Origin of the sequence: Desulfobulbus elongatus DSM 2908 (genome assembly GCF_000621145.1) — a bacterium.
GTDB classification, from domain to species: Bacteria; Desulfobacterota; Desulfobulbia; order Desulfobulbales; family Desulfobulbaceae; genus Desulfobulbus; species Desulfobulbus elongatus.
On record NZ_JHZB01000001.1, the window covers coordinates 108,521 to 133,001 of the forward strand.

A 24,481-nucleotide genomic window follows, 5' to 3' on the forward strand; every position below is an offset into this window, starting at 1 on the left:
TGTCCTGGTCCATGCGGACCGGGGATTGCCCCGCGACCATGGCCGGCCGGAATTGGCCTGGGAAACGGGAAGGAACGGTGGCCGGCAGGGTCGGGCGGGTTTCAGCCGATACTGGCGTCGAACTGGTCCGCCCAGGCCAGCGCCTTGAGATAGGCGTCGATCATGGCCTCCGGGGCGATACCGAGCTGCCGGAGAAAGTCGGCGCAGGCGTGAAACTCGCCCCGTTCGTAGGCTGCAACCGCCTGGAGATAGGGGGCCAGCGGACCTGTGCGCTTGTCGAGAGCGTTTTTCAGCCCATCGGTGAGCGGCAGCTTGGCGGTGAGTTCGGCCATGGGCATGTCGAGCATGGCATCGAGCAGGGAGAAGAGGCCGAGGAGAAAGAGCTGGGATCCGTCCGCCGGTTTGTTGCCGAGCTCGGCCAGGAGCTGGCAGAGTTGCGCCCTGATCATCGACAGGCGCATCAGTTCTGAGGGCTTGCCCACGGAGATTTCCGAGGCGGCGGCCAGCGAAATGAACTGCCGCACGCCGCTCTCCCCCAGATAGGCCAGGGCATAACGGACCGAAGAGACCTTGCGGACCAGTGAATAGTAGGCGGAGTTGATGTAGCGGAAGAGTTTGTAGGAAAGCGAGACATCCGGACTCACCAGCCGTTCGATTCTGCGCAGATCGACCTCGGGCCGGCAGACTTCAGCCAGCAGGTTGAGCAGCACGATTTTCGAGGTATCGATGGTCCTGTTCTTGAGCACCTCCGGCTTGTCGAGGAAATAGCCCTGGAAATAGCTGAAGCCCAACGACAGCGCCAATTGGAACTCCTGATAGCTCTCAATTTTTTCGGCGAGCCAGGCAACGCCCGGATAGCACCGCATCCGGGCCATGTTGTCCGTCAGGCGTTCCCGGTCGGCCGCTTGCAGATCGACCTTGACGATGTGGACCGAAGGAATCAATTGGGCAGATTGTTCATTGAAGTCGAAATCGTCGAGGGCCAGGGTGTATCCCTGCTCCTTCAACTCCTTGCAGGCCGCAAACACGCTCGGGGAGGGGAGGATCGACTCCAGGATCTCGACGATGCAGCGCTTCCGGGGCAGCTGGATCGGTGTCTTCTGGAGGAGGTGGTTTTCGGTGAAGTTGATCAGGGCCCGATGGCGACCGGTTATCGCGTCCAGGCCGATGTTGAACAGGACATGGGCCAGGACGGTATGGGTGGCCTCGTCGCTGTTCATGTGCTCGGGGAAGGCATTGTCCATGCTCGACCGGTAGAGCACCTCGTAGGCGAACAGGCGCCTCTGCCGATCAAAGATGGGTTGCCGCGCGATATACACATCCATCGTCTGCCCCTTGTCCTGCGTTGAAAAACGGTTGGAACAGCAAGAGGCGCCCCTCCCGGGAGGCCATGACGCGATGTTCCGGGAACCGATGTCTTTAACAATATCGAAACGGCATCAAAGGCGGAAGGTTTTTCGCCCAACACGCGCAAATTCTTTGCTTGCACCGGGCATGGCGGAGTGAGCGCGGGCCCGCTGCGGCCGGAGCGAAGCGGACGGGCCGGGTGCGCCGGCTGGCCGTCGAGCGCGCCGGCACCGCTTCTGAGCCATTATTTGAAGAAGGCCAGCAGGGCGTGCAGCGTGGTCAGGGGATGCGGCGGACAGCCGGGGATATAGAGGTCGACGGGAATGAGGCTGTTCAGGTCGCCGATGATGTCTTCCGAGCCGTAAAAGGGGCCGCCCGAGATGGCGCAGCAGCCGCTGGCGATCACTACCTTGGGCGCGGGCACGGCGGCGTAGGTGTCGAGCAGGGCGGTGCGCATGTTGCGGGTGATCGGTCCGGTGACGTGGATGCCGTCGGCATGCCGGGGCGAGGCGACGAAATCGATGCCAAACCGGGAAAGGTCGAAAAACGGCGTATTCAGAACATTGGTGTCGGCCTCGCAGGCATTGCAGCCACCGGCCGAGACCTGGCGGAGCTGGAGCGAACGGCCGAACAGTTTTTTGAAATGGGCCTTGGCGTGGCTGGCCAGGTCGGGCAGGGCGCCGCTGACGATCAGATCCTCGCGGCGGGCCGCCCCCATCTCGAAGATGCCGCTGAAGCGGACGAAGGCGCCGTCTTCCACCTGGGCGCAGGCGCCGCAGAAGGTGCAGCGGCCCAGATCGATGGTCCGTTTTTCGGCGGCGATCGCTTCCTGCGGGCAGAGGCCCGCGCACCGGCGGACGATGGCAGGGTCGCAGGCGGCGTTGATCTCGGGCAAACCGCGAAAACGGGAAGAGAGCCGCACCGGTTGGTTTGGATAAGGGCTGGTCCGGTATCCCTGGTTCAGTCTGGTGCCGATTACCTTGAACATGTTGTTCCCCTGTCGAGGCGGTTGGCCACCGCCCTGTCCTGTCTGTCCATCCCTGTCCCCCTACAGATCGAAACCGCAGTAACTGAGGTTGAAACTCTTGTTGCAGAGAGGAAAGTCGGAGATGGCCTGGTTGCGCAGGGCCATGGCCAGTCCTGTCCAGTTGTGGAAGGACGGGTCCTTGATCTTGTAGCGGAGCAGCGCCCCGTCGTCGTCGGTGAGCAGGCAGTGGGACACCTCGCCCCGCCAGCCCTCGTTGAGGGTGACCACGAAACTGGCCGGGGCCAGTCGACGTTCGGCCGACCGCACCGGCTGGTGCGCCTCCTCCGGCGCGGCCAGGAGCTGTTCAATCAGGTCGAGCGCATGGACGATTTCCTCGCGCCGGACCATGGCCCGGCTGTAGACGTCGCCGTTGGTCGCCCGGTTGGTGATGGCGGGCAGGTCCGCATATCGTTCGGTGGGAAAGAATTCGCGCACGTCGTATTCCAGGCCCGAGGCCCGGCCGCAGGGCCCCACCAGGCCCAGTTGATCGGCCAGGGCCCGATTGACTGTGCCGGTGTACTCGAAACGGGCCAGGACGGTGTGGGCGGAGAAGAGCAGGTCGCAGACCTGGACGATTTCCTCCCGCAATTCCTTGATCTTGGCGCAAATGATCCGCCGCTGCTCGCCTCCCATGGCCTGGGTGACGCCACCCGGCCGCACGAGACTCTTGCCGAAGCGGTTGCCGCACAGCTCCAGCAGCAGGTTGAGGAACTCGCCCCGGATGCGGCCGAAATAGGCGGCGGGCGGATTGAAGGCCACGTCGCCGCTCAGGGCGCCGAGATCGCCGATGTGGTTGGCCAGCCGTTCCAGTTCCAGGGCAATGGTCCGCACCGTGCGGGCGCCCGGTTCGACATCCAGCCCGGCCAGGGCTTCGATGGCCTGGCAGCAGCAGAGGTTGTGGCCGATGGCGGTATCGCCGGCGATGGCCTCGCAGAGGATGGGCCAGCGCCGTTGCGGCACCGTGGTCAGCAGGCGTTCGACTCCCCGGTGCTGGTAGCCCAACTGGATCTCCAGATGGAGCACTTCCTCGCCGGCGCATTGGAAGCGGAAATGGCCGGGCTCGATGATGCCGGCGTGCACCGGCCCGACCCCCACCTCGTGGATGGCCTCGCCCTCGACCCGGTAATAGGGATAGTTGCCGGGAATGTCGGTGCGGTAGTCGTTGCCGAAGACATCGGGCCGGCCGCTCGCATTGGCATGGTAGCGCACCATCTTCAGCCAGGGATGGCCGTTGGGCCGCAGGCCGTACTGCTCGGCGATCTCCCGTTCGAACAGGTTGAACTTGGCCCCGGCCAACAGAGTCAGCGAGGGATAGTCCCGCTCCACCTCGGTTTCGACCACGTGGAGTTCGCTGTTGCGGAGCACGGCCAACAGTCGCATCCGCTCCCCTTCGGGGTAGGCGAAGAACTGGACGATGTAGCCGTTGCAGCGGACGAAGTCGGTCAGCACCCGGAGGAAACGGGGAAAATCGATCCGGGGAATGTGCTGGCGGGGCACCACCTCGCCGTTGCCGATCCGGAGCAGACTAGCCATGGAGGGTCCCTCCGATCATGGCGATGGTGCTGGTGATGGTTTCGTAGAGCGGTTCGGGCATCCAGACGCAGAGCAGCACCGAGGTCGCGAGCAGGGCCAGCGGCGGCACGATCCGCACCGTCTGCTCCGGCACCAGCACCTCTTCCCGAACGGGACCGAAGGCCATGTCGGTGGCGATCCGGGCAAAGCCGGCCACCACCAGCACCAGCGCGGCGATAAACAGGCCTGCGGCTATTGGGTGCCCGGTCTGGATGGCGCCGGTCAGGATCATCAGCTCGCTGACGAAGATGCCGAACGGCGGCAGGCCGGAGATGCCGAGGAAGCCGGCGAAGAAACCGAGACAGGTGCGGGGCAGTAGCCGCGCCATGCCGCCGCACTGCGCGACCAGCTTGGTGCCGAAACCGAGCACCAGGTTGCCGGCCGAGAGGAAGAGGGAGGATTTGAGCAGCGAATGGTGGATGAGATGGAGCATGGCGCCGTACAGGCCCAGGCCGCCGACCCCGATGCCGAGGGCGATCACCCCCATGTTCTCGATGCTCGAATAGGCGAGCATCCGCTTGTAATCCGGCTGGTTGAGGATGAAGATCCCGGCCACCGCGATGGAGAGGAGGCCGAAGCCGATGAGCAGGGAGCCGGAAAACTCGCCGAGGCCGGCCAGGACCATCAGACAGTGCACCTTGTAGATACCTAGAAAAGCACAGTTGAGCAGTGCCCCGGACAGCAGGGCCGAGGCCGGGCTGGGCGCCTCGCTGTGGGCATCCGGCAGCCAGGTGTGCATCGGCGCCAGTCCCATCTTGGTGCCGAAGCCGATGAGCACGAAGATGAAGCCGGTCCGCAGCCAGAGCGGATCGAGCTGGCGGGCGGCCTCGTTCAGGGCGGAGAAGGTCAATGGTACGTCGATGCCAGCCCGGTCCAGGGCCAGGGTGATGAAAAAGAAGCCGAGCAGGGCCAGGGCGATCCCCACCGAGCAGATCAGCACGTATTTCCAGGTGGCTTCCAGGGCTTTTTTCGAGCGGTTGATGAAGATGAGCGGTGCGCTGGCCAAGGTGGTGGCCTCGATGGCGATCCACAGCACGATGGGATGGTCGGCCAGGGCGGCCATGCTCATGGTGCCGAGAAAGAGTTGCATGCAGCCGAGGAAGATCGGCTCGCTCCGCATCTCCTGCTCGCGCATGTAGAAGATGCTGTAGGGGGCGATGCAGACGAAGATGAACGAGATGACCAGCAGGACCAGGACCCCGGCCGGCCCGTTGCCGAAATAGGTGGGCAGATGCGGGGCCGGGGCGTGCAGCCAGCAGAAGCCGGTCAGGCCCAGGTGGAGCAGGGCCACCGCCATCAGCACGACCCGGCCCGATCTGACCGGCAGGCACAGGGTCAGCAGCCCGGTGAGCAGCGGCAGGAAAAAAATGGCTTCCAGCATGGTCAATCCTTGAGTTGCCCGAGGTAGGCGGTGTCGACGTCGTCGAAGGTGCGGTTGATGTTGTGGAGAATGATCCCCATGATCATCACCCCGACCAGGAGGTCGAGCAGCACGCCGAATTCGACCAGATAGATGCTGTGCGACTGGCCGGTGAGGGCGGTGCCCACCAGGTAGATCCCGTTTTCCAGCATCAGGTAGCCGATGACCTGAGTGATGGCTTTGGTGCGGCTCATCATCAGAAACAGGCCGCCGCCCAGGGTGGTGATGGCCGCGATCAGCAGCAGGGCGGCGTCACCGGTCAGGGAGATACCCAGGTGATGGGTGATGTAGGCCGACAGGAGGATCAGGCCGAGTCCGACCACCAGGGAGGCGTGGTAGCCGACGATGGGCTCGACCTCGCGCTTGATCGCCACTTTGGTCACCGCCAGGTAGAGCAGGCCGGGGATGAGCGCCGCCTTGATCAGGAACATGAGCTGGAAGAAAAGAATGCCCTCGTTGCTGAGTGGGCTGTGCTCGTCGAGGAGCAGTGGAGCGATGGAAACCATGGCACCCTGCAGGGCCATGATCTTGACCAGAGCCATCATCCGGCTGGAGGCCAGCGACAGCAGGACCGACAGCAGAATGACAACCAGGACGACGTCGATGCCGGTGTTCATCAGGCAATCTCCACGGTGAGGATGATGGCGAAAAAGACCAAGGCGAACGAGGTGAGGATGTATTTGGGCACCATGTTCATTTTCAGCCGGGCGGTGAGCGACTCGGTGATACCGATGGCCACGTAGACCACGGCCATCAGGGCGTAAAACGCCAGGGTGCCGGCAAAAGGGCCAGCGAGGCCGGCGGGCTTGAGCAGGCTGGCGATCAGGGCCGCGTACAGGAAGAGCTTGTAGAAGGCGCCCAGTTCGATCAGGGCCAGGTCCGGGCCGCTGTGATCGAGGATCATCACTTCGTGGATCATGGTCAGCTCCAGGTGGGTGGCCGGATCGTCCACCGGCACCCGCGAGTTTTCCGCGAGCAGGAGCATGAACAGGGCGACCACCGCCAGGATCAGCAGGGCGCCCTGGGGACCGGCGATGGCGATCGGCTGGTTGCCGGTGAAGTATCCGGCCAGGATGAGCGAGCCGTTTAAGCGGAAGAAGAGGATCAATACGGCGAAGATGGCCGCTTCGGCGAGGGTGCCGAAAAAGGCTTCGCGGGCCGCGCCCATGCCCTCGAAGGGCGAGCCGGTGTCCAGGGCGGCGGCGATGGTGAAGAAGCGACCGAGGCCCAGGAGGTAGAACAGGACGATGACATCGCCATGGAAGGACACCAGCGGCGCCTTGCCGGCAAAGGGAAAAAAGAGCAGGGCGGCAATGGCGGTGGCGCAGGCGACCAGAGGACCCAGACGGAAGACGAAACTGGTGCTGGTGCTGTAGACCGAGCCCTTGCGCAGCAGCTTGGCCAGGGTCCAGTATTTGATCAGAAGCGGCGGCCCCTGTTTGCCGGCAAAGAGGGCCTTCACCTTTAAAATGATGCCGGGGAAGAGCGGGGCCAGCACCAGGGCCAGGCCGAATGAGAGAACGGATTCCATGGCAAACCTTGATCCGGGCTAGACCACCAGCAGCAGGACGGCGATGGTCAGGACGATGTAGCCGATATAGAGTTGAATGTGGCCGTGCTGAATCCAGCGCAGTTTATCCGCGACCCGCAGGATCGGCGCCACGAGCAGGCGATGGAGCCCGATCTCGGCCCGGTCTTCTACCGTGCTGGCATAATGGGTCAGGCCGGGAAAGATTTTGGTGATCGGCTTGTGGACCGTGCGGATTTTGACGAAGGGCTGGTGAAACTCGACCACCTCCCTGGCATAGGAAGTGCCGGTGTACTGGATCCGGGCGGTCGGCCGGGTGAAGCCGCAGCCCCAAGTCGCCCCCTGGGTCACGGGTTTATTCCGGTAGACGAGGTGGCGGCAGGCGGCCAGGAGCAGGAACACGGCGAGGAACATCCGGGTTGCCAGGGCCAGGTTCTCCGGCAGGGAACCGAGCGGGTCGGGCGAGCCGGCAGCCGGCGCGACTAGGTCGCGCAGGCCGTGGAGCGCCATGCGGATGAACGGTTCCGGCCAGAGGCCGATCAGCACGCAGGCCAGGGCCAGGACGATCATGGCCGCGCGCATGGACAGGCCCGATTCGGCGATTGGCGACGACAGGGGACGGCGCGGTTCGCCGAGGAAGACGATGCCCACCACCTTGGTGAAGCAGGCCGAGGCAAGGCCGCCGATAAGCGCCAGGGCCAGGATGGCGGCCATGGCGAGGAGCGCGTCCGGCCCCTGGAGGCGGACTCCCTGAAAGGCGGCGCAATAGATGAGCAATTCGCTGACAAAGCCGTTTAGGGGCGGCAGGCCGGCAATGGCCACCGAGCCGGTGAGAAAGGTCCGGCCGGTGACGGGCATGCGCCGCATCAGGCCGCCCAGTTGATCGAGATGCCGGCAGCCGGTTTTCTGGATGATGGCGCCGGCACCCATGAACAGCAGCGATTTGAACAGGGCGTGGTTGAGCACGTGCAGCAGGCCGCCGGCAAAACCGAAGGCCGTCATGGCCGGGTTGTGCGAGGCGATCCCCAGCATGCCCAGACCGCAGCCGATGAGGATGATGCCGATATTCTCGATGCTGTGGTAGGCCAGAAGCCGCTTGATGTCGTGTTTGCCGAGGGCGTACGCCACGCCGAGCACGCCCGAGATCATGCCCAGGCCGAGCACGGTCCGGGCCAGAACCGGGGCCGGCTCGTCGAGAAGAAAATAGAGGCGGAGGAGGCCGTAGACGCCCATTTTGATCATCACTCCGGACATCAGGGCCGAGACATGGCTGGGGGCGGCCGGGTGGGCATGGGGCAGCCAGATGTGCAGCGGCATGACACCGGCCTTGGAACCGAAGCCGACCAGGGCCAGGAAAAAAGCGGTGAGCTTGACGGCATGCGGCGCCTGTCCCCATTGCGCGAAGGTAAAGCTGCCGGTGGCCTGGAAGAGCAGGCCGAAGGCGGCAAAAATCATCAGGGCGCCGGCCTGGGTGAAGAGCAGGTAGAGCGTGGCCGCCCGCCGGCTTTCCTCGTGCTCGTGGTCGTAGAGCACCAGGAGATAGGAGGCGAGGGACATCAGTTCCCAGGCCAGGGCAAAGGCGAACAGATTGTCGGCCAGGGTGACCAGGACCATGGCCGCGATCAGCAGGCTGAAGCACAACTGGTGCGCGCCGGTCTGCCAGGGGGAAACGTCGCGGTCGAGGTACTGATAGCCGTAGAGGGCGACGATCGGGGCGAGCAGGAAGACCGGCAGCAGGAAGACGGCGGTCAATGAATCCAGGGCCAGGGCCAGGGGCAGGACCTGGAGCCAAGTGCAGGAGAATGCGGAGATGGCCTCCTGGTTCCAGGTCAGGAAGAGGCCGATCATTCCGGTCAGGCAACCGGCCGCGAGGAGCGCGATATGCGTGGCTCGGGCGCCTGTGCTCCATCGCTGCATGGGCAGGGGCACCAGGCCGCCGGCCAGAATGAGCCCCAGGGCGGTCAATACGAGTTCCATGGCAAGGTACCGGCCGCGCCGGCAAGGGATCGAATTTTCGGCAAAGTCCCACTCCGCGCCGTATCTCGACTCATGCGCACGGCCGGCGGACCGTCATGCCGCGACCGGATACCCTGGCCGGGCGGGTGCGCAAGCGGGTCACAGGGGCGAACCATGGGGCGGGGCGGTGGAGGGAAGGCGTGCACGGGACAACCACGTGGCGGCCATGGATCGAAACGGCGGCGAACAGGGCTCTGCCGCGAAAATCTACCTGGGCGCGGGGAAAAGGTGGATCGGATGCGCTATGAAACTGTGGGGGCTCAAGATCAGGGGCAGGGGAGGGCGCCATCACCGGAGTCCCCCGTTTTCAAGGGCCGTTCATTGCTCAAAGGTGAAGCCGTACCAGGGCGTCGTCCTATCCTCGGTGCCGGCCATTTCGATGACCTGGCAGTCGCCTATTTTTCGCCGTATGGCCTGCTGCCAGGCCAGGGCCTCGTTCTTGGTGGGAAACGGGCCGACCGCTGCCAGCGGGATAGCGCGTAGCCCTAGGTTTTCACACAGCTTGTCCACCTTGTCCTGCTGCTGGTGGATGCCGATCATCACGGTCATGGCACACCTTTGTCGTTGATTGAACGCGTGGGGTTTTCGTTATCAACCAAAACGTTCTGCATGGGCCGTGCCAGTAAACGGATTTTGTCACGGGAGCGAGCCGTGCCCGACCGGGAAAAGAATGCCGGGGGACGGGATATCGATGGAAACAATGGTGGTTGAACGAGGTATGCCGGCAAGCGAGGCGGTGGAAGCGCCGGGCTGGTCGTGGGCTGTGGCCGAAATTGTTCCGGCGGTGGAACAACGGTTCGAGAAATAATGCTGCGAATATATTGAAATATTTTGTGGCGCGCAGCGGGCGGCGGACAACGGGCGGTCTAGGCCTGATCGTGCAGGGCTGGGGCAATGTGCCCCCGACGGGGCAATATGCCTCGGCTACGCGCCAAAAGGACCGGAAAACAGGGCGGGGATCGGGCCGTCGGGATCGCCCTGGTTGTGGAGCTTGCGGTACAGGGTCTTGCGGTCGATCTGGAGAATCTGGGCGGCCAGGGTCCGGTTGCCGCCGACCATGGCAAGGACATGGTGCATGTACCGGTGCATCATCTCCGCCATGGGCACCAATTCGCCCGGCCCCGGCAGTCCTTGCTGGTGCGGCGGCGGTTCATGGCGGAAGGAGAGAATTCGTTCGGGAAGGTCGTCGGGGATGATTTTCCGGTGATTGGTCAGGGTGACGGCATGTTCCATGGCATTGCGCAGTTCCCTGACATTGCCGGGCCAGCGGTAGGCCAGCAGTTTGTGGGCGGTGGCGTTGGTCATGCCGGTGATGTTCTTGTTCTGTTGGGAGGCATAGAGCTCGATGTATTTCTCGGCGAGCAGCAGGATGTCCATCCCCCTGGTGCGCAGGGGCGGCACCTGCACGGTGATCACGTTCAACCGGTAGAGCAGGTCTTCGCGGAAAGTCCCCTCGGCCACGGCCGCCTCCAGGTTCCGGTTGGTGATGGCGATCACCCGTACGTCAAAGGGTTTTTCGACCGTGCTCCCCAAGGGCCGGACGCAACGGTCTTCGAGCACGCGCAGCAGTTTGGGTTGCAGGGAAAGCGGCAGTTCACCGATTTCGTCGAGGAGCAGCGTGCCGCCGTTCGCGGCCAGAAACAAGCCCTTGTGATCGGAATGGGCGCTGGTGAAGGCGCCCTTGACATGGCCGAACAGCTCGCTTTCCAGCAGGGACTCGGGCATGGCCGAGCAGTTGATGGCCACCAGGGGTTGCTTGGCGCGCCGGCTGTATTTGTGGATGACCCGGGCGGCGAGTTCCTTGCCCGATCCGCTTTCGCCGGTGAGCAGGACCGCCGCCTCGGAATCGGCGATCCTGAGCAGCTTGGAAAACAGTGCCTGCATGACCTGGCTTTCGCCGACCAGTTCGTCGAGGGACCGGGTCTGCTCCAGGGCCTTGCTGAGTTGCTTGACGCTTTCCTGGAGCCGCCGGTGGGTGACGGCCCGGGTCAGGACCAGTTCCAGGAGATTGATGTCGAAGGGTTTGGTGATGAAATCGTAGGCCCCGGCCCGGATGGCGTCGATGGCCGCCTCCATGCTGCCGAAGGCGGTCATGATCACCACCGGAATCTCCGGCCAGCGGGCGGAGATTTCCCGGCACAGCGCCAGGCCGTTGAGATCGGGCAGGTTGATGGCGGTCAGGATGACGTCGACCGGTTCGCTGGTGGCGGCGGCGAGTCCCTGGTGGCCGTACGTGTGCAGGGAGATGGTGAATCCCAGCAGTGACAGCCGCATGCACAGCATCTGCGCCAGTTCCTGATCGTCTTCGATGATGAGAATTCTTCCGTCCATATCGTCGGCCTGGCCTCCGGCGTACGCTCCCTGGCTTCAGGCCCGTTCCAGGTTGATGGTGCGCCGGCCGATCCGGTAGGCGCCGTTTTTCGAGAGCAGACGGCCCACCAGGGACTCGGGCACGTCGACCAGGGTGTGGTGGGCCTCCAGCCGGATCTTGCCCAACTGGCCGGAATGGACGCCGGAGTAATGGGTCAGCGAGGCCACCACGTGGTTGACGCCGATGCCGTCCGCCCGGCCGATATCGAGTTTGAGCGGCACCATGTCCCGATCCCGGTCCGATCGCCGGCGCCCCCCGGATGGTGAGCCGTCCTGGGCGTCGCGGCGGAAGGACCGCTCGTGTTTCCGCTCCCGTGACCGGAGCTGTTCCTCCTTGATCGGCGTGATGGCTTCGATGGGCCGTTTTTTCTCTTCCTTTCGTGCCAACTTCAGGGCCGCGGCGGCAATGTCTTCCGGCCGGTGGCCGGTCTGCATCAGCATCTCCACCACTTCCCGTTCCCGCTGGCAGCGGCCGCGCCGGATCCAGACCTCCATCTGTTCCATCAGCAGGGCCTGGCGGTGATTCTCGATCTGCTGGATGCTCGGCAGCTCGGCCCGTTCTAGTCTGAAGCGGGTGAACTCCTCGATCCGCCGCAGTTGCCAGCGATCCCTGGGCGTGAGCAGGGAAACGGCGGTGCCCTCCCGGCCGGCCCGGCCGGTCCGCCCCACGCGGTGCACATACACCTCCGGATCGTCGGGCAGGTCGAAGTTGAACACATGGGAAATGTCGTCGATGTCCAGGCCGCGGGCGGCGACATCGGTGGCCACCAGGACCTTGACCTGGCCGTTGCGGTAGCGGGTCAGCACCTGGATGCGGGCCTCCTGGCTGAGGTCGCCGTTGAGGGCTTCCGCGGGAAAGCCGCGGGCGGTCAGCTGGTTGGCCAACTCGCCGGTGCCGATCCGGGTACGGACGAAGATCAGGGCGCTGTCGATAGTTTCCATCTCGAACAGCCGGGTCAGGGCCGCCACCTTGTCCTGCTGGTTGACCAGGTAGTAGCGCTGGGTAATGGTGGTGCCGGTCAGCTGCCTGGGCGTGATGGACACCGATTCCGGCTCGCGCAGGTAGCGGGCGGAAAGTTCCTGGACCCGTTTGGAGATGGTGGCGGAAAAGAGCATGGTCTGGCGCTCGGCCGGAATGCGGTCGAAAATGCGTTCGATATCCTCGATGAAGCCCATGCTGAGCATCTCGTCGGCCTCGTCGAGGACCACGGTCCGGACCGTGGAGAGGTCGAGCGAACCCTGGTCGGCCAGATCGAGCAGGCGGCCGGGGGTGCCGACCACCACCGCGACCCCCTGGCGGAGGCTGCGGCATTGCTGCTGATAGGATTGGCCGCCGTACACGGCGAGCACGGTGATCCCCCGTTGCCGGCCGTAGCGGTCCAGGGCCTCGGCCACCTGGATGGCCAGTTCGCGGGTCGGGGCCAGCACCAGGGCCTGAATCCCCCGGCGGGCCGGATTGATTCCGTGCAGCAGGGGCAGGCCGAAGGCGGCGGTCTTGCCGGTGCCGGTCTGGGCCTGGCCGATCAGATCCCGGCCGCTGAGCAGCAGGGGAATGGCGGTGTGCTGGATGGGGGTGGGTTCGGTGAACCCGAGTTCGGTGACGGTCTGCACCAGGTCGGGATGCAGGCCAAAATCGGCGAAGGTTGCGGGCATGAGGCTCCTCCTCGTGAGCAATGTTGTCTTGAAAATCCTGGGGTTGGGCAGCGCCTTGCGGCAGTTGTCCCTGTTGTCCGTTAACAGATGACCCCATCCAGGAAGAGAAGAGCCCGACTGTCAAACCCGGCCGTTGCGGCTCCGCTGGGCGGAAGCCGGAGACATCGCGGCCGTCTACAACAAAAAACGCCTGACCGAATGGGTCAGGCAACCGTATGGTGCATGGTCGCACCAGAATGGATCAATGCGCAGGTCCGATACCACGGCATATACAGCAACTGGCCGGAAAACGCAAGCAATCGTCACCTGATCCGCGACCGTGGTGCGCCCGGTTCCTTGCCGGACACGGCGATGCGCGCGGTGCCCGTCCGTGGGACATCGGCAACCGGTGACCGCCCCCTGCGGGACGGCCACCGGTTCCATCGCGTGCACCGGAGGCGGTGCGGTTACGCCGCGGCCGCCTGGCCGGCCGCCGGCCCGGCCGCGCGCACAGGGGCAACGCGAGGGACGGCTTGCGGGTGCCGGTCGGCCGTCGCCGGCTGGTCTTCGGTCTTGAACTGGTCGACCATCTGGCTGAGCTGTTCCGCCAGGGCCGAGAGTTCATGGGCGCTGACGCTCACCTGCGAGCTGCTGGTGAACATCTCGCCGGCAATGACGCTGACATCGCCGATGTCCTTGGCAATTTCGTTCGCCACCGTCGAACTCTGGTTGACGTTTTCGTTGACCTCCTTGATCCCCTGGGACATCTGGGTGACGTTGGCGGCGATTTCCTGCGTTGCCGCGCTCTGCTCCTCCACGGCGGTGGCGATGCTGCCCACCACATCGTTGACATCGGTGATGACCGCGTTGATTTCGGAGATCTGCTGCACGGTCTTGCCGGTGTTGGTCTGGATGGAGCCGACCTTGTCCTTGATGTCGTAGGTGGCGGCGGCGGTCTGCTTGGCCAACTCCTTGATCTCATTGGCGACGACCGCGAACCCCCGGCCCGCCTCTCCCGCCCGCGCCGCCTCGATGGTGGCGTTGAGGGCCAGCAGATTGACCTGTTCCGAGATCTCGGTGATGGTTTCGATCACCTTGCCGATGGAGGTGGCCGATTCCCCCAGTTCGTGGATATTTTCGGAGGCCGCGTTCGCCTTCTTGGCGGCATTGTCCGAGATGAGCCGCGCCTTTTCCGCATGCTGGGCGATCTCGGCGATGGTGGCGGACATCTCCTCCGAGGCGGTGGCGACGATGTTGGTGTTGGTGGTCGATTGCTCCATGGCGGCGGCCACGTTGGTCATGTTGGCGCTCATCTCCTCGGCGGCGGTGGCCACGGTATTGGATTTGCCGGAGGCCTGCTGGGAGCCCTGGTTCATCAGCTCGGCGATCTGCGACAACTCGGTCGAGGATGCCGACAGCGTGTGCACTCCGGCGGCGACATCGCGGATAATGCGCTGCAACTTCTCGATGAAGAGATTGAACCAGGTGGCCAACTCGCCCACTTCGTCCTTTGAGCGGACCTCAAGACGCATGGTCAGATCGCCCTCGCCCTGGGCGATATCCTTCAGTCCGGCCACGGCGGCATTGATGGGGCGGACAATGTTGCGGACGGAGAACAGGAGGATCGCGCCCACCAGGGTAAGGGCGACTGCGGTCACGACCAGGGTGACGGTGCGGATATTGTAGGCCGCGCCGAGGAATTCGTCGCTGTCCTGGGTCACCGCCACCGACCAGCCGTTGATCCCCGTGGGGGCGAATCCGGCGATTTTATCGATATTGTTGAAGACATAGGGCTCGACCCCGCTCTTGCCGGCACGCATCATGGCCACGATCTCTTCCATGCCGTTGCTGGTGGTGAGATTGAGTTTGAGCAGGTACTCCTCCTTCGGATGGGCAATCAGGACGCCTTCCCTGTTCGCCATGAAGGCATAACCGGTCGTGCCGACCTTGCGGTCCGAGACGAGATGGGTGAAATAGTCCGCCTTGAGCACCAGGCCGACAACGCCGAGCATGTGACCGGCAGCGGAGCGGATGGGGGCGGCGATGGGAACGACCGGCCTGGACGTGGCCTTGGACAGAATCATCTCGCCGACAGCGGTGGCGCCGGTCTGTTTCGCCTGCCTGAATTCCTCGTCGTCGGCAATGGAGATCGGAGCGTACTCCTCGCCGCCGGCCAGCACGCCCGTGACGATCCGGCCGCTGGCATCGGCAACGAAGATCCCCTGATATTGCCCCGCCTGGTTCATGACCTTGAACCGGTGCCCGAGAAAGGTGAACAGGGCGCGTTGTGCCTCCTTGCCGGTTGTATCGTCCGGTCCGGACAGTTTTTCCAGGCTGGCGGTGACGATCTGCGAGTCGGCCAGAACGGTGGCGGCATCCTTTTCGGCCTGCATCAGATTGCTCACCAGCCGTGCCAGGTCTGCTGCCATGGTGTGCGCCTTTTCCTCGGCCAGGCGTGTCAGCGCCTCGGATGACTTGGTTACGGAAAAGTAGCCGACGATCAACAGGGGCAGCAGGACGGACAACAGTCCGGTGGCCAGCAATTTGAACTGGATGGAGTGGGTGCGAATCTTCATGGAAACCTCGTTGCATGCTGAAGGAAAATAATGGCCATGCCTCGGAGCACGGCTGTTTGTCCGTGAAAAGCGAGAAGCATGCCAGAACGGCAATTTTTTAAGAATGGTTATTAAAATTAAAAGATTGCAAATTGAGACGCAGAATGCGGCCAGCGGTGGACTGGTCTCAATCCATAAAAATCGGACTGTTCAAGGGAGAAATGGTCCGGTCAGGCCGGACTCGGATCAGCGGAACCGGTCAGCGAGTGGACCTTCAGCAGGTCGTAGAGGCGGGAACGGCTGAGACCGGAAGCGGCACAGGCCTTGGCGATATCGCCTTCGGTTTCGTGCAGCAGCTGTCGCAGGTAATGCCGTTCGATATCATTGGTGAGCAGCCGGCGATATTCCTTGAAGGGCAGACGGGTTGCGGGCGTAGTCAGGCGCTCGGGCGCGAAGGGGGCGTCAGGGTCGGCCGCGGTCGGTGCCTGACCCCGCTTTTCCGAGACCTTGGTCCGGATGCGGCTGAGCCGGATTTCCGGCGGCAGGTGGATGGGATACAGGACGGGCTCGGGGGCGGCGGCGATGAGCGCCTTCTCGATGACGTTTTCCAGCTCGCGGACGTTGCCGGGCCAATGGTAGGCGGCCAGGGTTTCCAGGGTTTCGGGCACGACGCCCTTGATCGGCAGGCGGTTGCGGCGGCAGATGGAAAAGACGAAACTCATGACGAGTTTTTCGATGTCCTGCTCCCGTTCCCGGAGCGAGGGCAAGTGGATGTTGAAGGTGTTGATGCGGTAGTAGAGATCGCTGCGGAAGAGCCCCTTGGCCACCATGTCCGTCAGATCGCGGTTGGTGGCGGCGATCAGGCGGAAGTCGCTGGTGTGCTCGCGGTCCTTGCCGACCGGCCGGAAAACGCGCTCCTGCAGGACGCGAAGAAAGGTTTTCTGCATGTCCAGAGGCAGTTCGCCCGCCTCGTCGAGGAAAAGGGTGCCGTTGTTGGCCAGTTCAACCAGGCCGATGCGGTCCGCGTGCGCCCCGGTGAAGGCCCCCTTGACATGGCCGAACAGAATGCTTTCCACCAGTTGTTCCGGCAGGCTGGCGCAGTCGACCACGACGAAGGGGCCTTGGGCCCGCCGGCTGTTGGCGTGAATGGTCCGGGCGAAAACCTCCTTGCCGGTCCCGGTTGCACCGGTGATCAGCACGCCGGAGTCGGTTGCCGCGCATCGGGCCACCTGGTCGAGACAGAAGGAGATGGCCTTGCTGCCGCCGACAATGCCGTCGCGTTTGAGGCTGATCTGGTCGGAATGCAGCATCTTCTTGTCATGGTATTCGAGCGCCCGGCGGACATGGAGATGGATTTCCTGGTTGGAGAGCGGTTTTTGTAAGTAATCCCAGGCACCATTTTTGATGGCCAGCTCGGCGCCGTTGGCGTCGCCCGTGCCGGTGATGATGATGACCTCCGGCATGGAAGGCAGGCCCTGGAGCACGGGCAGGGCTTCCAGACCGTTGCCGTCGGGCAGGCTGACATCGAGAAAGACCAGATCGGCCGGCCAGTGCGCCAGCAGCGCTGTGCCGGCCTCGATGCTGCCCACGGCTTCCGTTGCATGCCCAAGCCGCGTGCACTGCTCCGTAAGGAGCCTCCTGCAGACGGCATCGTCGTCGATAACGATGATTTTTCCCATGATGAACAGGCTGTTGTGGTGAAAAGAAGGCAGCAGGACGGGAAAACACCCGTCGGCCACGGTGCGCACGGAAGACGTGCCGGCATGCGGACTGCTCGTGCCGAGCCGTCCGCCCTTCGACCCCATGGCGTACCGTATGGGACGGGACGATCCGGTTGGCCTCCGGACTCGTCCAGTCCTCCCGATCGCGTCAATCCGGAGAAGATGCGCCCTACAGTATTGCTCTTCAAAAAGAAAGGCAAGTGCCGGCCAGGGACGGAAACGGGCGGTGGCGCTGATTCAAACGCGGCGGCAGGCGGCGGCGAGTGCCGGCAGGGTCTGGAGCACATCCCCCTGGAAGAGGAAGTCGCCGGGACCGGTGACGGCGCGGAGGGCCGCCTCCCGGTTGAACTCCATGATCCGGCCGCCGTGCCGCCGCACCTGCGAGGGGAGTGCAGCGGCCGGATAGACCTGGGCCGAGGTGCCGATCACCAGCAGCAGGTCGCAGCCGGCGATGCAGGCATGGATCGCCTCGAGGTCGCGGACCGCTTCGCCGAAGAGCACCACGTTCGGCTTCAGCGGAAAGCCGCAGGCGGCGCAGTGCGGGATGGCGGTCTCCTCAAAATGATCGGGAACCGTCGGCACGATGGCGCCGCATTGCAGGCAGTGGAGGTGCTGGTGGTCGCCGTGAATCTCGAAAACCTGCCGGCTGCCAGCCTGCTGGTGGAGGTTGTCGATGTTCTGGGTAATGATGGCGTGCAGCCAGCCCCGCTGCTCGAACTCGGCCAGGGCGTGGTGGGCGGCGTTGGCCTCTTTGCCAACCAGGACCGCGCCCAGGGCACGGAACAACTCCCAGGCCTTGGCGGGATTGCGGCGGAACACCTCGATGGTGGCGTATTCCTCCGGAGAAAAGCGGGTCCATAACCCGCCGGGACTGCGGAAATCGGGAATGCCGCTCCCCACCGAGATGCCGGCACCGGTCAGGGCCACCGCCTTTTTGGCGGCCCTGAGCAGGGCAGCGGCATCGGCGTAGGCCGCGTCATCGCTTGTGCGGGTGATCGTCTGCATGGGACGTCGTTAGCGGAGTTGGCCGACCGTGGGCCGCTGGGGGACGGGTATCATGACCATGTTCATACACAAAGGACGATGTCACCGCTGGTGACGAAACAGGAGCCAATGGATCCACTATGCTCTTTCTGTCGCTTTTTGTCGCGGCAATGTTTGCCGTGGCCGCCGCCGGACCGGGCGGTTCGGCCGGAAGCCGGGAGGGAGGACGGCGCGGCTAGGGCGTCTGTTTCAGAAAAACGTCCCGGTAGACCCGGCGGTATTGTTCGATGGCGTTGGGATCGAGCCACCGTTCGTAGGCGGCGCGGTAGCGTTCGGTGGGCCGCTCTTTGATGAGGACGGCATTGACCTTGTCGATGACGGCCTTGCCCCAGGGGGTTTTCGCACAGCCCACCGCACTCAGCCACGAATCGTAGCCGGTCTGGTTCTCCTCGATGGTCAGGGTCATCACCTGGTCCCTGATGCCCAGTTGCTCCGCCTGGTACAGCACCTCCTCGGGCAGGCCGATGATGCCGTCCAACCGTCCTTTCATCAGCATCTTGAACAGGTTGAGCGACAACTCCTGGCCGGTGATTTCGAGCAGGTTGTTTTCTCCCCGGTGGTTGTCCAGGATTTCGTCCGTGCAGGCACCGAAGGAGCGGTCCTTGCTCAACCCGATGGTCATGTTCTTGTTGTTGAGCACATCGGCCAGCCGCACGGTGGTGTGGCCGCCGAATTGGGGCAGCGACTTTTTTTTGATGATGATCACCGCCGGCAGGGTCAGGAAGCTGGGGAGGGAAAAATACATGAACTCTTCCCGTTCCGGACTCCGGAACAGACCGACGCTGCACACCTTTTCCCCCTGCTTGAATTTATAGAAATGGCGGGTGACATTGGTGACCATCTCCTCGTGCTCGTATTCGGCCAGCTCTTCCTGGATGATGCGGGTGATGACATCGCCGTATCCCTGCCCCTTGTTGACGCCGTCCTGGATCAGATAAGGGGGCATGACGGCTTCCATCCAAGTGATCGAATCCCTGGCCCATGCCGGCGCGGCAAGGCCGACGGACAGGCAGACGGGCAAAACCGCGCGCAAGGGGAAAGAACGAAACAGCATCGGTTGCCTCCCAAAAACGGTGGAAAATCCGACGACCGGGCCGGCCTGGCGACGCGAATGCGCAGCCATGTCACACACATTGTTCTTTCTGTAATGAATTGCAAAGACAGCTGTCAAGAGGAGATCGTGCACCGGGATTGCTTGCGGCACAAGGGTTTCGCCGTCATCAGCCGGAATTCGGCCGGGAGGGATGCGGTGGTTTTTTTACTTTTTCGGCCCCGACAGGGTGGCAGCGGAATGCAGGCTTTCGTCCTGTATGGCGGTGAGCTGGAGGTCGACCACGCCCTGGATGAAAAAGAGGCGGAGCAGCAGCCAGGTATAGGCCAGCACGGCCAGCACGGCGAAAACCGGCAGGAAGTAGCCGAGCGGACAGAGCACGAGCACCGTCAGCCAGTGGAGCAGGATGACCTGGCGCGAATGGAGCTGGAGCGGAAAATCGTTGTGGCGGCCGATCACGGCCAGGCCGCTGAGGTTCCAGCCGTAGAGGGCGGTAAAGGCGTGGAGGCGCAGGAGGGGATGGCTGATTTCCGGGGTGTACCAGCTCGAGAAGGAGAGAAAAATGTAGGCGATGCCGGTGAGCGAGGTCACCAGCAGAAAGAGGATGCCCGAGGTCAGGTAGGCCTTCTGCTGCAAGGGGATGCCCTCGTGCCAGTACAGGGAGAAGATGTAGGCCACGGTCACGAACAGCAGGCTGGCGATGGCTACCTGGGAGGTGAACAGGCCGGCCAGGATGAAGCCGAAGAAGACGATCACGCCGAGATTGATGATCCAGAAGGACGCCTCCTTGAGCAGTTCGGTAAAACGGATGGCCTCCTGCTTCATCAGGCTGAAGATCACCGACATGGAGATCAGCGAAACCGGAAAGGAAAAGCCGAGGAAGAAGGTGTCGAGCCGGAGCTTGTCGTTGACGAACCAGTGCAGATAGACCGAGTTGCAGATCACCGGGCTGGAGAAGGCCAGGCCGCAGGAGAGGCAGAGCAGGGCCGCCTGATGGAACTTGCGCGCAACCGGCTCGTGGCCGGAGAAGAGGGCGCGGGGAAAGCGGCTGCCGAAATGGTCGATGCGGGCCGCTTCCACCAGCCAGGCCAGTGCCAGGGGGATGAACATCGCCGGAATGTACCACTGCAGGAAGGCGCAGAGGGCAAAGGCCAGGGCCAGGGCCAGGAAGAGCAGGGTCCGGCGCGTCAGGAAGGGCCTGTCCTCGGTGTAGTACATCAGCAGGGTGCCGCCGCTGCACAGGTTGAACAGAAAGATGTGCAGCCGCTCGAAATTGAGCACCGCCGGGGGCACGAGATGGTGGCCGAAACCGCAGGCCAGCGCCGTGGCCATCATGACCACCAGGATGGTTTTGAATTGCCAGTTCACTCAGAACTCCGGTGCGGTGCGTTCACATGTACCGAGCAGGTGGCCCAGGGCGAGGTCGAGATCGGCATGGCGGAAGGTGTAGCCGGATTGCTGCAATTTGTCGGTGGCGACCCGGCAGCCGCCCAGTAATACCTCGGAGGCCATCTGACCGTAAAGGGTTTTCAGGATGGCGGCGGGGACAGGCGGCAGCAGGGGACGGCGCGTCACCATGGCCAGGGTCCGCATCAACTGGCTGTTGGTGACCGGCTGCGGCGCGGCGATGTTGACCGGCCCGGCCAGGGTGTCGCAGGTGAGGGCGTGCAGGACGGCGCCGACCATGTCGTTGATGGCGATCCAGCTGAGATACTGATCGCCGCTGCCGAACCGGCGGGGGAAGCCGAGGGCCGAGGTGGCGAGCAGCCGCCGGAGGGCGCCGCCCCGAGGGGTCAGCACCACGCCGATGCGGAGGAAGACGGTGCGGATGCCGGCCGCCTCGGCGGGCCGGGCCGCCTGTTCCCACAGGGCGCAGACATCGGAGATGAAATCGGCGCCGGCGCTGTCCTCCTCGCGCATGCAGCAGTCGAGGCAGTTGCCGTAGAAACCCACCGCCGAGGCGCTGAGCAGCACCCTGGGCCGGACGGGCAGACTGGCTATGGTCCGGGCGATCAGGCCGGTCCCCAGCACCCGGCTGTCGATCACCCGCTTTTTCTTGGCCGTGGTCCAGCGGCCCTCGCCGATGTTGTCGCCGGCCAGGTGGATCACGCCGTCAAAGGGGGGCAGGCCGGCGAGGTTGAGCGCACCCTGCTCCGGGTTCCAGTAGATTTCCCGCTTGCTCCGGTCGGGCTGCCGCCGGACCAGGGTCCAGACCTCGTGGCCGCCGGTGGTCAGCAGGGGAATGAGGGCGCTGCCGAGCACGCCGCTGGCGCCGCTGATCAGCACCCGCAGCGGCGTCCGGCTGCATCGCCGGTGCAGGAGCAGGTCGTCGCGCAGGGTGGCGTGGCGGTAGCGGAAGATCCGTTGCAGGGTCCGGTCCATGAACGCCGTTGCGCAACCGGGCAACAGGGCCTGGCCGGGCAGGGCATAGTCGATCTGGTCTTCCAGCAGGGCGCCGTTTGGAGTGTCGGTGAAGCGGTGGGTGTGGCTCCAACGGGCAAAGGGGCCGCGTTCCTGGATGTCGCGGAACAGGATGCCGGGGATGTCCTCCACGTGGCGGGCATGCCAGCGATAGGGGAAGGGACCGGCCCGCATGGCCAGCACCACCCGGCCGCCCGGCTCGATGCCGCCCTCGCGGTCTGCGACCTGGGTGGCTTCCCAGGGAGGGACGAGCCGTTCCAGCGCACCTGGCCGGCTGTGCCACCGGTAGAGTTCCTCGGCGGAGCAGGGAAAAAGGGAGGCGGCGGTGAAACGGTGCTCAGCCACCGACGATCTCCCGCAGGGCTGCCGGCAGCTCCGGATAGGTGAACAGATAGCCGCTGCTGATCAAACCCTGCGGCAGCGTCTTCTGCCCCTGGAGCAGGGAGCGGCCGAATTCGCCGAGAAGGCGCATGACGAAGGCCGGCGCCGGCATGATGGCGGGCCGGTGGAGAGCGGCCCCCAACTGGCGGGCGAACTCCTGCTGCCGCACCGGTTGCGGCGCGGTGAAATTGAAGGGGCCGCGGCATTCCTCGGCGCCGAGGAGAAAGAGCAGGGCGTTGACCAGGTCGTCGAGATGGATCCAGGGAAACCACTGGCGGCCGTTGCCGATCGGGCCGCCCAGGCCGAACTGGAAGGGGGTGCGCATGGTGGCCATGGCGCCGCCGCCCCGGCCCAGGACTACGCCAAACCGCATCAGCACCACCCGCGCCCCCCTGTCGGCGGCCTTGCCGGCCTCGGCCTCCCAGTCCCGGCAGACCCGGGCCAGGAAATCGCTGCCCGGACCGCTGCTCTCGGTCTTCTCGATCTCGCCGCCGTTGCCGTAGTAGCCGGCTGCCGAGGCGCTGAGCAGCACGGCCCCGGTGGTCGCCGGCAGGGCGGCCACCAGGTTGCGGGTGGTGAGGATGCGGCTGTCGTAGATCGCCTTCTTGTAGCGTTCTGTCCAGAGGTGGAACACCGAGCGGCCGGCCAGGTTGATCAGGGCGTCCTGTTCCGGGACCAGGCGCTGCCAGTCGCCGGGCCGGGTGGTGTCGGCAATGACGTGGGTGAGGTGCGCCTGCGGGACGACGAGCCGGCTCCGGCCGCTGCTGCCGATGACCGTGACTTCGTGACCCTGCTCCAGAAGCCGCTGGCTGACGGCCGACCCGACAAAGCCGGTGCCGCCGGTGATGAGGATGTTCATGGGGACCTCCGTGCGGGATTGTTGACCGTGGCTGTCTTGGTTGACACCATAAACATCCGGGCCGCGGAGGGCAAAGGGAAAGGGCCGGGCGGTGTTCAGCGGTTATTTGACGAAAAAGAGCACGATCTCGATGGCGATCAGGATGATGATGATCCACTCCAGCATGCTCGAATGGCTGTGCTTCTGCTCGTCGGCCATCATCTCCAGCAGCTCCTGGATCACCTCCAGCCGGTCCTTCAGCACCGTAGCCCTGGGGGTGATTTCGAGGTAGCGCGACAGGGCCAGGTAATAGTGTTCCAGTTCCGGATATTCCCAGATGAACTCAGGCGTGTCCAGGAGGTTGAACTGGAGGATGATGCGGGATTTTTCCAGATAGACCCGGCCGCGCTCCCTGGCCAGTCGGGTGCGCGACATGGCGATCGACCCTTTTTTCGCCAGGGCCTCGGGGATGTATTTGGTCTGGTTGATCATCTCTTCGATCGACGACTCGAAGAAGGCCAGCTTGGTCGACTGGGCCAGGGCGTGGCCCAGCGACAGGCAGGTGAGTTCGTCCACATCGTCGACCTCGATCAGGTCGTTGCGGATGCGGATGCCCGTTTCGCTGCCGTGCCGGTATTCCAGTTCCTCCTCGACCACCGTTTCCAGCGGATTGACCGCGTACTTGCGCAGCAGGTCGATGAGCCGCTTTTCCGATTCGTAATCGTACCGGAACAGGACGCAGACGCCGTAATCGAAGAGAAAGGCGTGGACGCCGTCGTCGGGGTTGAGATGGATGACGTTGCGCATCCGGGCGGCGTGCGTCTGGTGGGAGAGGAATTCGTAGAGAGCGTCGAACTGGAAACGTTCGGCCAGGCACAGGGCGCGGATCTTATCCATGGTGGGCGCGTGGTTACCGGGCGGAAGCGGCGGGGCAGGAGGGCACTATTCGGTGCCGTTGGCGGCGGTGGTCTTCTGCTTCAGCTCCGGATAGTATTTGTCGATGCAGTCGGGGCAGACGCCGTGGGTGAATTCGCTGGCGGACCGTTCCTGGACGAACTGCTTGATGTCCCGCCAGAATTCGGGGTCCATCCGGATCTGGTGGCATGAGGCGCAGACCGGTAGAATGCTTTCCAGATAGCCGATCCGGGTGAGCAGCTTGTAGGTGTGGCGGATGATCAGGCCGCCGACGATGGCGATGATGATGCTTTCGAAAATGGACTCCCGCCAGTTGATCGGGGTGGCGACGCCGCCGAGCACGACATGGGGAATGTCGAGGATCTCGTCGAACCAGGAGAGGGCGATGACAAACAGAATGGCGCAGGATTCGTACCAGCAGACCTTCTTGGCGATCAGGTTTGTTCCGGACTGTTCCATGGGAAGAAAATCCTCGGCATAGCGATGGTCAGGAGAATCGGCCGTAGCGTCCGGGAGAGGCGGGGCCACCGGACTGCGAGGGACTGTCTGCCGGCTGTCCCTCCGGGACGGAACGGATCGTTTCGTCATACTACCGCGTTTGTTCCCGAATGCACAGGGGAAAAGCGGCGCGCCGCCCTGTGCG

The 24,481-nt window shown here is 64.0% G+C and carries 19 protein-coding genes; all 19 read right to left on the reverse strand.

Features of this window, described 5'->3' with window-relative positions; genetic code table 11:
- Positions 1 to 101 precede the first annotated feature (101 nt).
- Positions 102 to 1,325, reverse strand: coding sequence for an EAL and HDOD domain-containing protein (locus Q362_RS0100520; protein ID WP_028317066.1), 1,224 nt, complete (start codon positions 1,323 to 1,325; stop codon positions 102 to 104).
- Positions 1,326 to 1,591: 266 nt separating this feature from the next.
- Positions 1,592 to 2,335 (reverse strand): NADH-quinone oxidoreductase subunit B family protein, encoded by a 744-nt coding sequence (locus tag Q362_RS0100525; RefSeq protein WP_028317067.1) that lies wholly within the window; start codon positions 2,333 to 2,335, stop codon positions 1,592 to 1,594.
- Between the two features lie 60 nt (positions 2,336 to 2,395).
- Entirely contained in the window at positions 2,396 to 3,907 is a 1,512-nt protein-coding gene (locus Q362_RS0100530) for a hydrogenase large subunit (protein WP_028317068.1), read from the reverse strand.
- Positions 3,900 to 5,327, reverse strand: coding sequence for a proton-conducting transporter transmembrane domain-containing protein (locus Q362_RS0100535; RefSeq protein ID WP_028317069.1), 1,428 nt, complete (start codon positions 5,325 to 5,327; stop codon positions 3,900 to 3,902). Before Q362_RS0100535 ends, Q362_RS0100530 begins: the two co-directional genes overlap by 8 nt.
- 2 nt (positions 5,328 to 5,329) lie before the next feature.
- Positions 5,330 to 5,983 carry a hypothetical protein gene (locus tag Q362_RS0100540; RefSeq protein WP_028317070.1) on the reverse strand — a complete coding sequence of 218 codons (654 nt, stop codon included), beginning with the start codon at positions 5,981 to 5,983 and terminating at the stop codon, positions 5,330 to 5,332.
- On the reverse strand, positions 5,983 to 6,897 hold the full coding sequence (locus tag Q362_RS0100545; protein WP_028317071.1) for a respiratory chain complex I subunit 1 family protein: 915 nt from the start codon (positions 6,895 to 6,897) through the stop codon (positions 5,983 to 5,985). The genes Q362_RS0100540 and Q362_RS0100545 overlap by 1 nt, the downstream gene beginning before the upstream one ends.
- Positions 6,898 to 6,915: 18 nt before the next feature.
- Positions 6,916 to 8,871: a proton-conducting transporter transmembrane domain-containing protein gene (locus Q362_RS0100550; protein WP_028317072.1), complete on the reverse strand. Its 1,956-nt coding sequence runs from the start codon at positions 8,869 to 8,871 to the stop codon at positions 6,916 to 6,918.
- Positions 8,872 to 9,228: 357 nt separating this feature from the next.
- Positions 9,229 to 9,459, reverse strand: a complete 231-nt coding sequence (locus Q362_RS0100555) for an SPOR domain-containing protein (protein WP_028317073.1) — start codon at positions 9,457 to 9,459, stop codon at positions 9,229 to 9,231.
- A gap of 375 nt (positions 9,460 to 9,834) precedes the next feature.
- Positions 9,835 to 11,241, reverse strand: a complete 1,407-nt coding sequence (locus Q362_RS18485) for a sigma-54-dependent transcriptional regulator (RefSeq protein WP_051553408.1) — start codon at positions 11,239 to 11,241, stop codon at positions 9,835 to 9,837.
- 36 nt (positions 11,242 to 11,277) lie between these two features.
- Positions 11,278 to 12,933: a DEAD/DEAH box helicase gene (locus tag Q362_RS0100570; RefSeq protein ID WP_035215120.1), complete on the reverse strand. Its 1,656-nt coding sequence runs from the start codon at positions 12,931 to 12,933 to the stop codon at positions 11,278 to 11,280.
- A 446-nt stretch (positions 12,934 to 13,379) separates the two neighbouring features.
- Entirely contained in the window at positions 13,380 to 15,488 is a 2,109-nt protein-coding gene (locus tag Q362_RS18490) for a methyl-accepting chemotaxis protein (protein WP_084312103.1), read from the reverse strand.
- Between the two features lie 209 nt (positions 15,489 to 15,697).
- Positions 15,698 to 17,146 (reverse strand): sigma-54-dependent transcriptional regulator, encoded by a 1,449-nt coding sequence (locus tag Q362_RS0100580; protein WP_028317075.1) that lies wholly within the window; start codon positions 17,144 to 17,146, stop codon positions 15,698 to 15,700.
- A 279-nt stretch (positions 17,147 to 17,425) separates the two neighbouring features.
- A complete protein-coding gene (locus tag Q362_RS18495; protein ID WP_051553410.1) occupies positions 17,426 to 18,193 on the reverse strand; it encodes an SIR2 family NAD-dependent protein deacylase in 768 nt (255 codons plus the stop codon).
- Positions 18,194 to 18,407: 214 nt separating this feature from the next.
- Positions 18,408 to 19,286 carry a TIGR02285 family protein gene (locus tag Q362_RS0100595; protein ID WP_084312120.1) on the reverse strand — a complete coding sequence of 293 codons (879 nt, stop codon included), beginning with the start codon at positions 19,284 to 19,286 and terminating at the stop codon, positions 18,408 to 18,410.
- A gap of 204 nt (positions 19,287 to 19,490) precedes the next feature.
- The gene (locus Q362_RS0100600) at positions 19,491 to 20,651 is read right to left on the reverse strand and encodes a hypothetical protein (protein ID WP_028317077.1); all 1,161 of its coding nucleotides are present in this window, start codon (positions 20,649 to 20,651) and stop codon (positions 19,491 to 19,493) included.
- Positions 20,652 to 22,049 (reverse strand): TIGR01777 family oxidoreductase, encoded by a 1,398-nt coding sequence (locus Q362_RS0100605; RefSeq protein ID WP_028317078.1) that lies wholly within the window; start codon positions 22,047 to 22,049, stop codon positions 20,652 to 20,654.
- Positions 22,042 to 22,944 (reverse strand): TIGR01777 family oxidoreductase, encoded by a 903-nt coding sequence (locus Q362_RS0100610; RefSeq protein WP_028317079.1) that lies wholly within the window; start codon positions 22,942 to 22,944, stop codon positions 22,042 to 22,044. The genes Q362_RS0100605 and Q362_RS0100610 overlap by 8 nt, the downstream gene beginning before the upstream one ends.
- Positions 22,945 to 23,046: 102 nt before the next feature.
- Positions 23,047 to 23,820, reverse strand: coding sequence for an RMD1 family protein (locus tag Q362_RS0100615; RefSeq protein ID WP_028317080.1), 774 nt, complete (start codon positions 23,818 to 23,820; stop codon positions 23,047 to 23,049).
- Positions 23,821 to 23,865: 45 nt separating this feature from the next.
- Positions 23,866 to 24,297, reverse strand: coding sequence for a hypothetical protein (locus Q362_RS0100620; protein ID WP_028317081.1), 432 nt, complete (start codon positions 24,295 to 24,297; stop codon positions 23,866 to 23,868).
- Positions 24,298 to 24,481 lie beyond the last annotated feature (184 nt).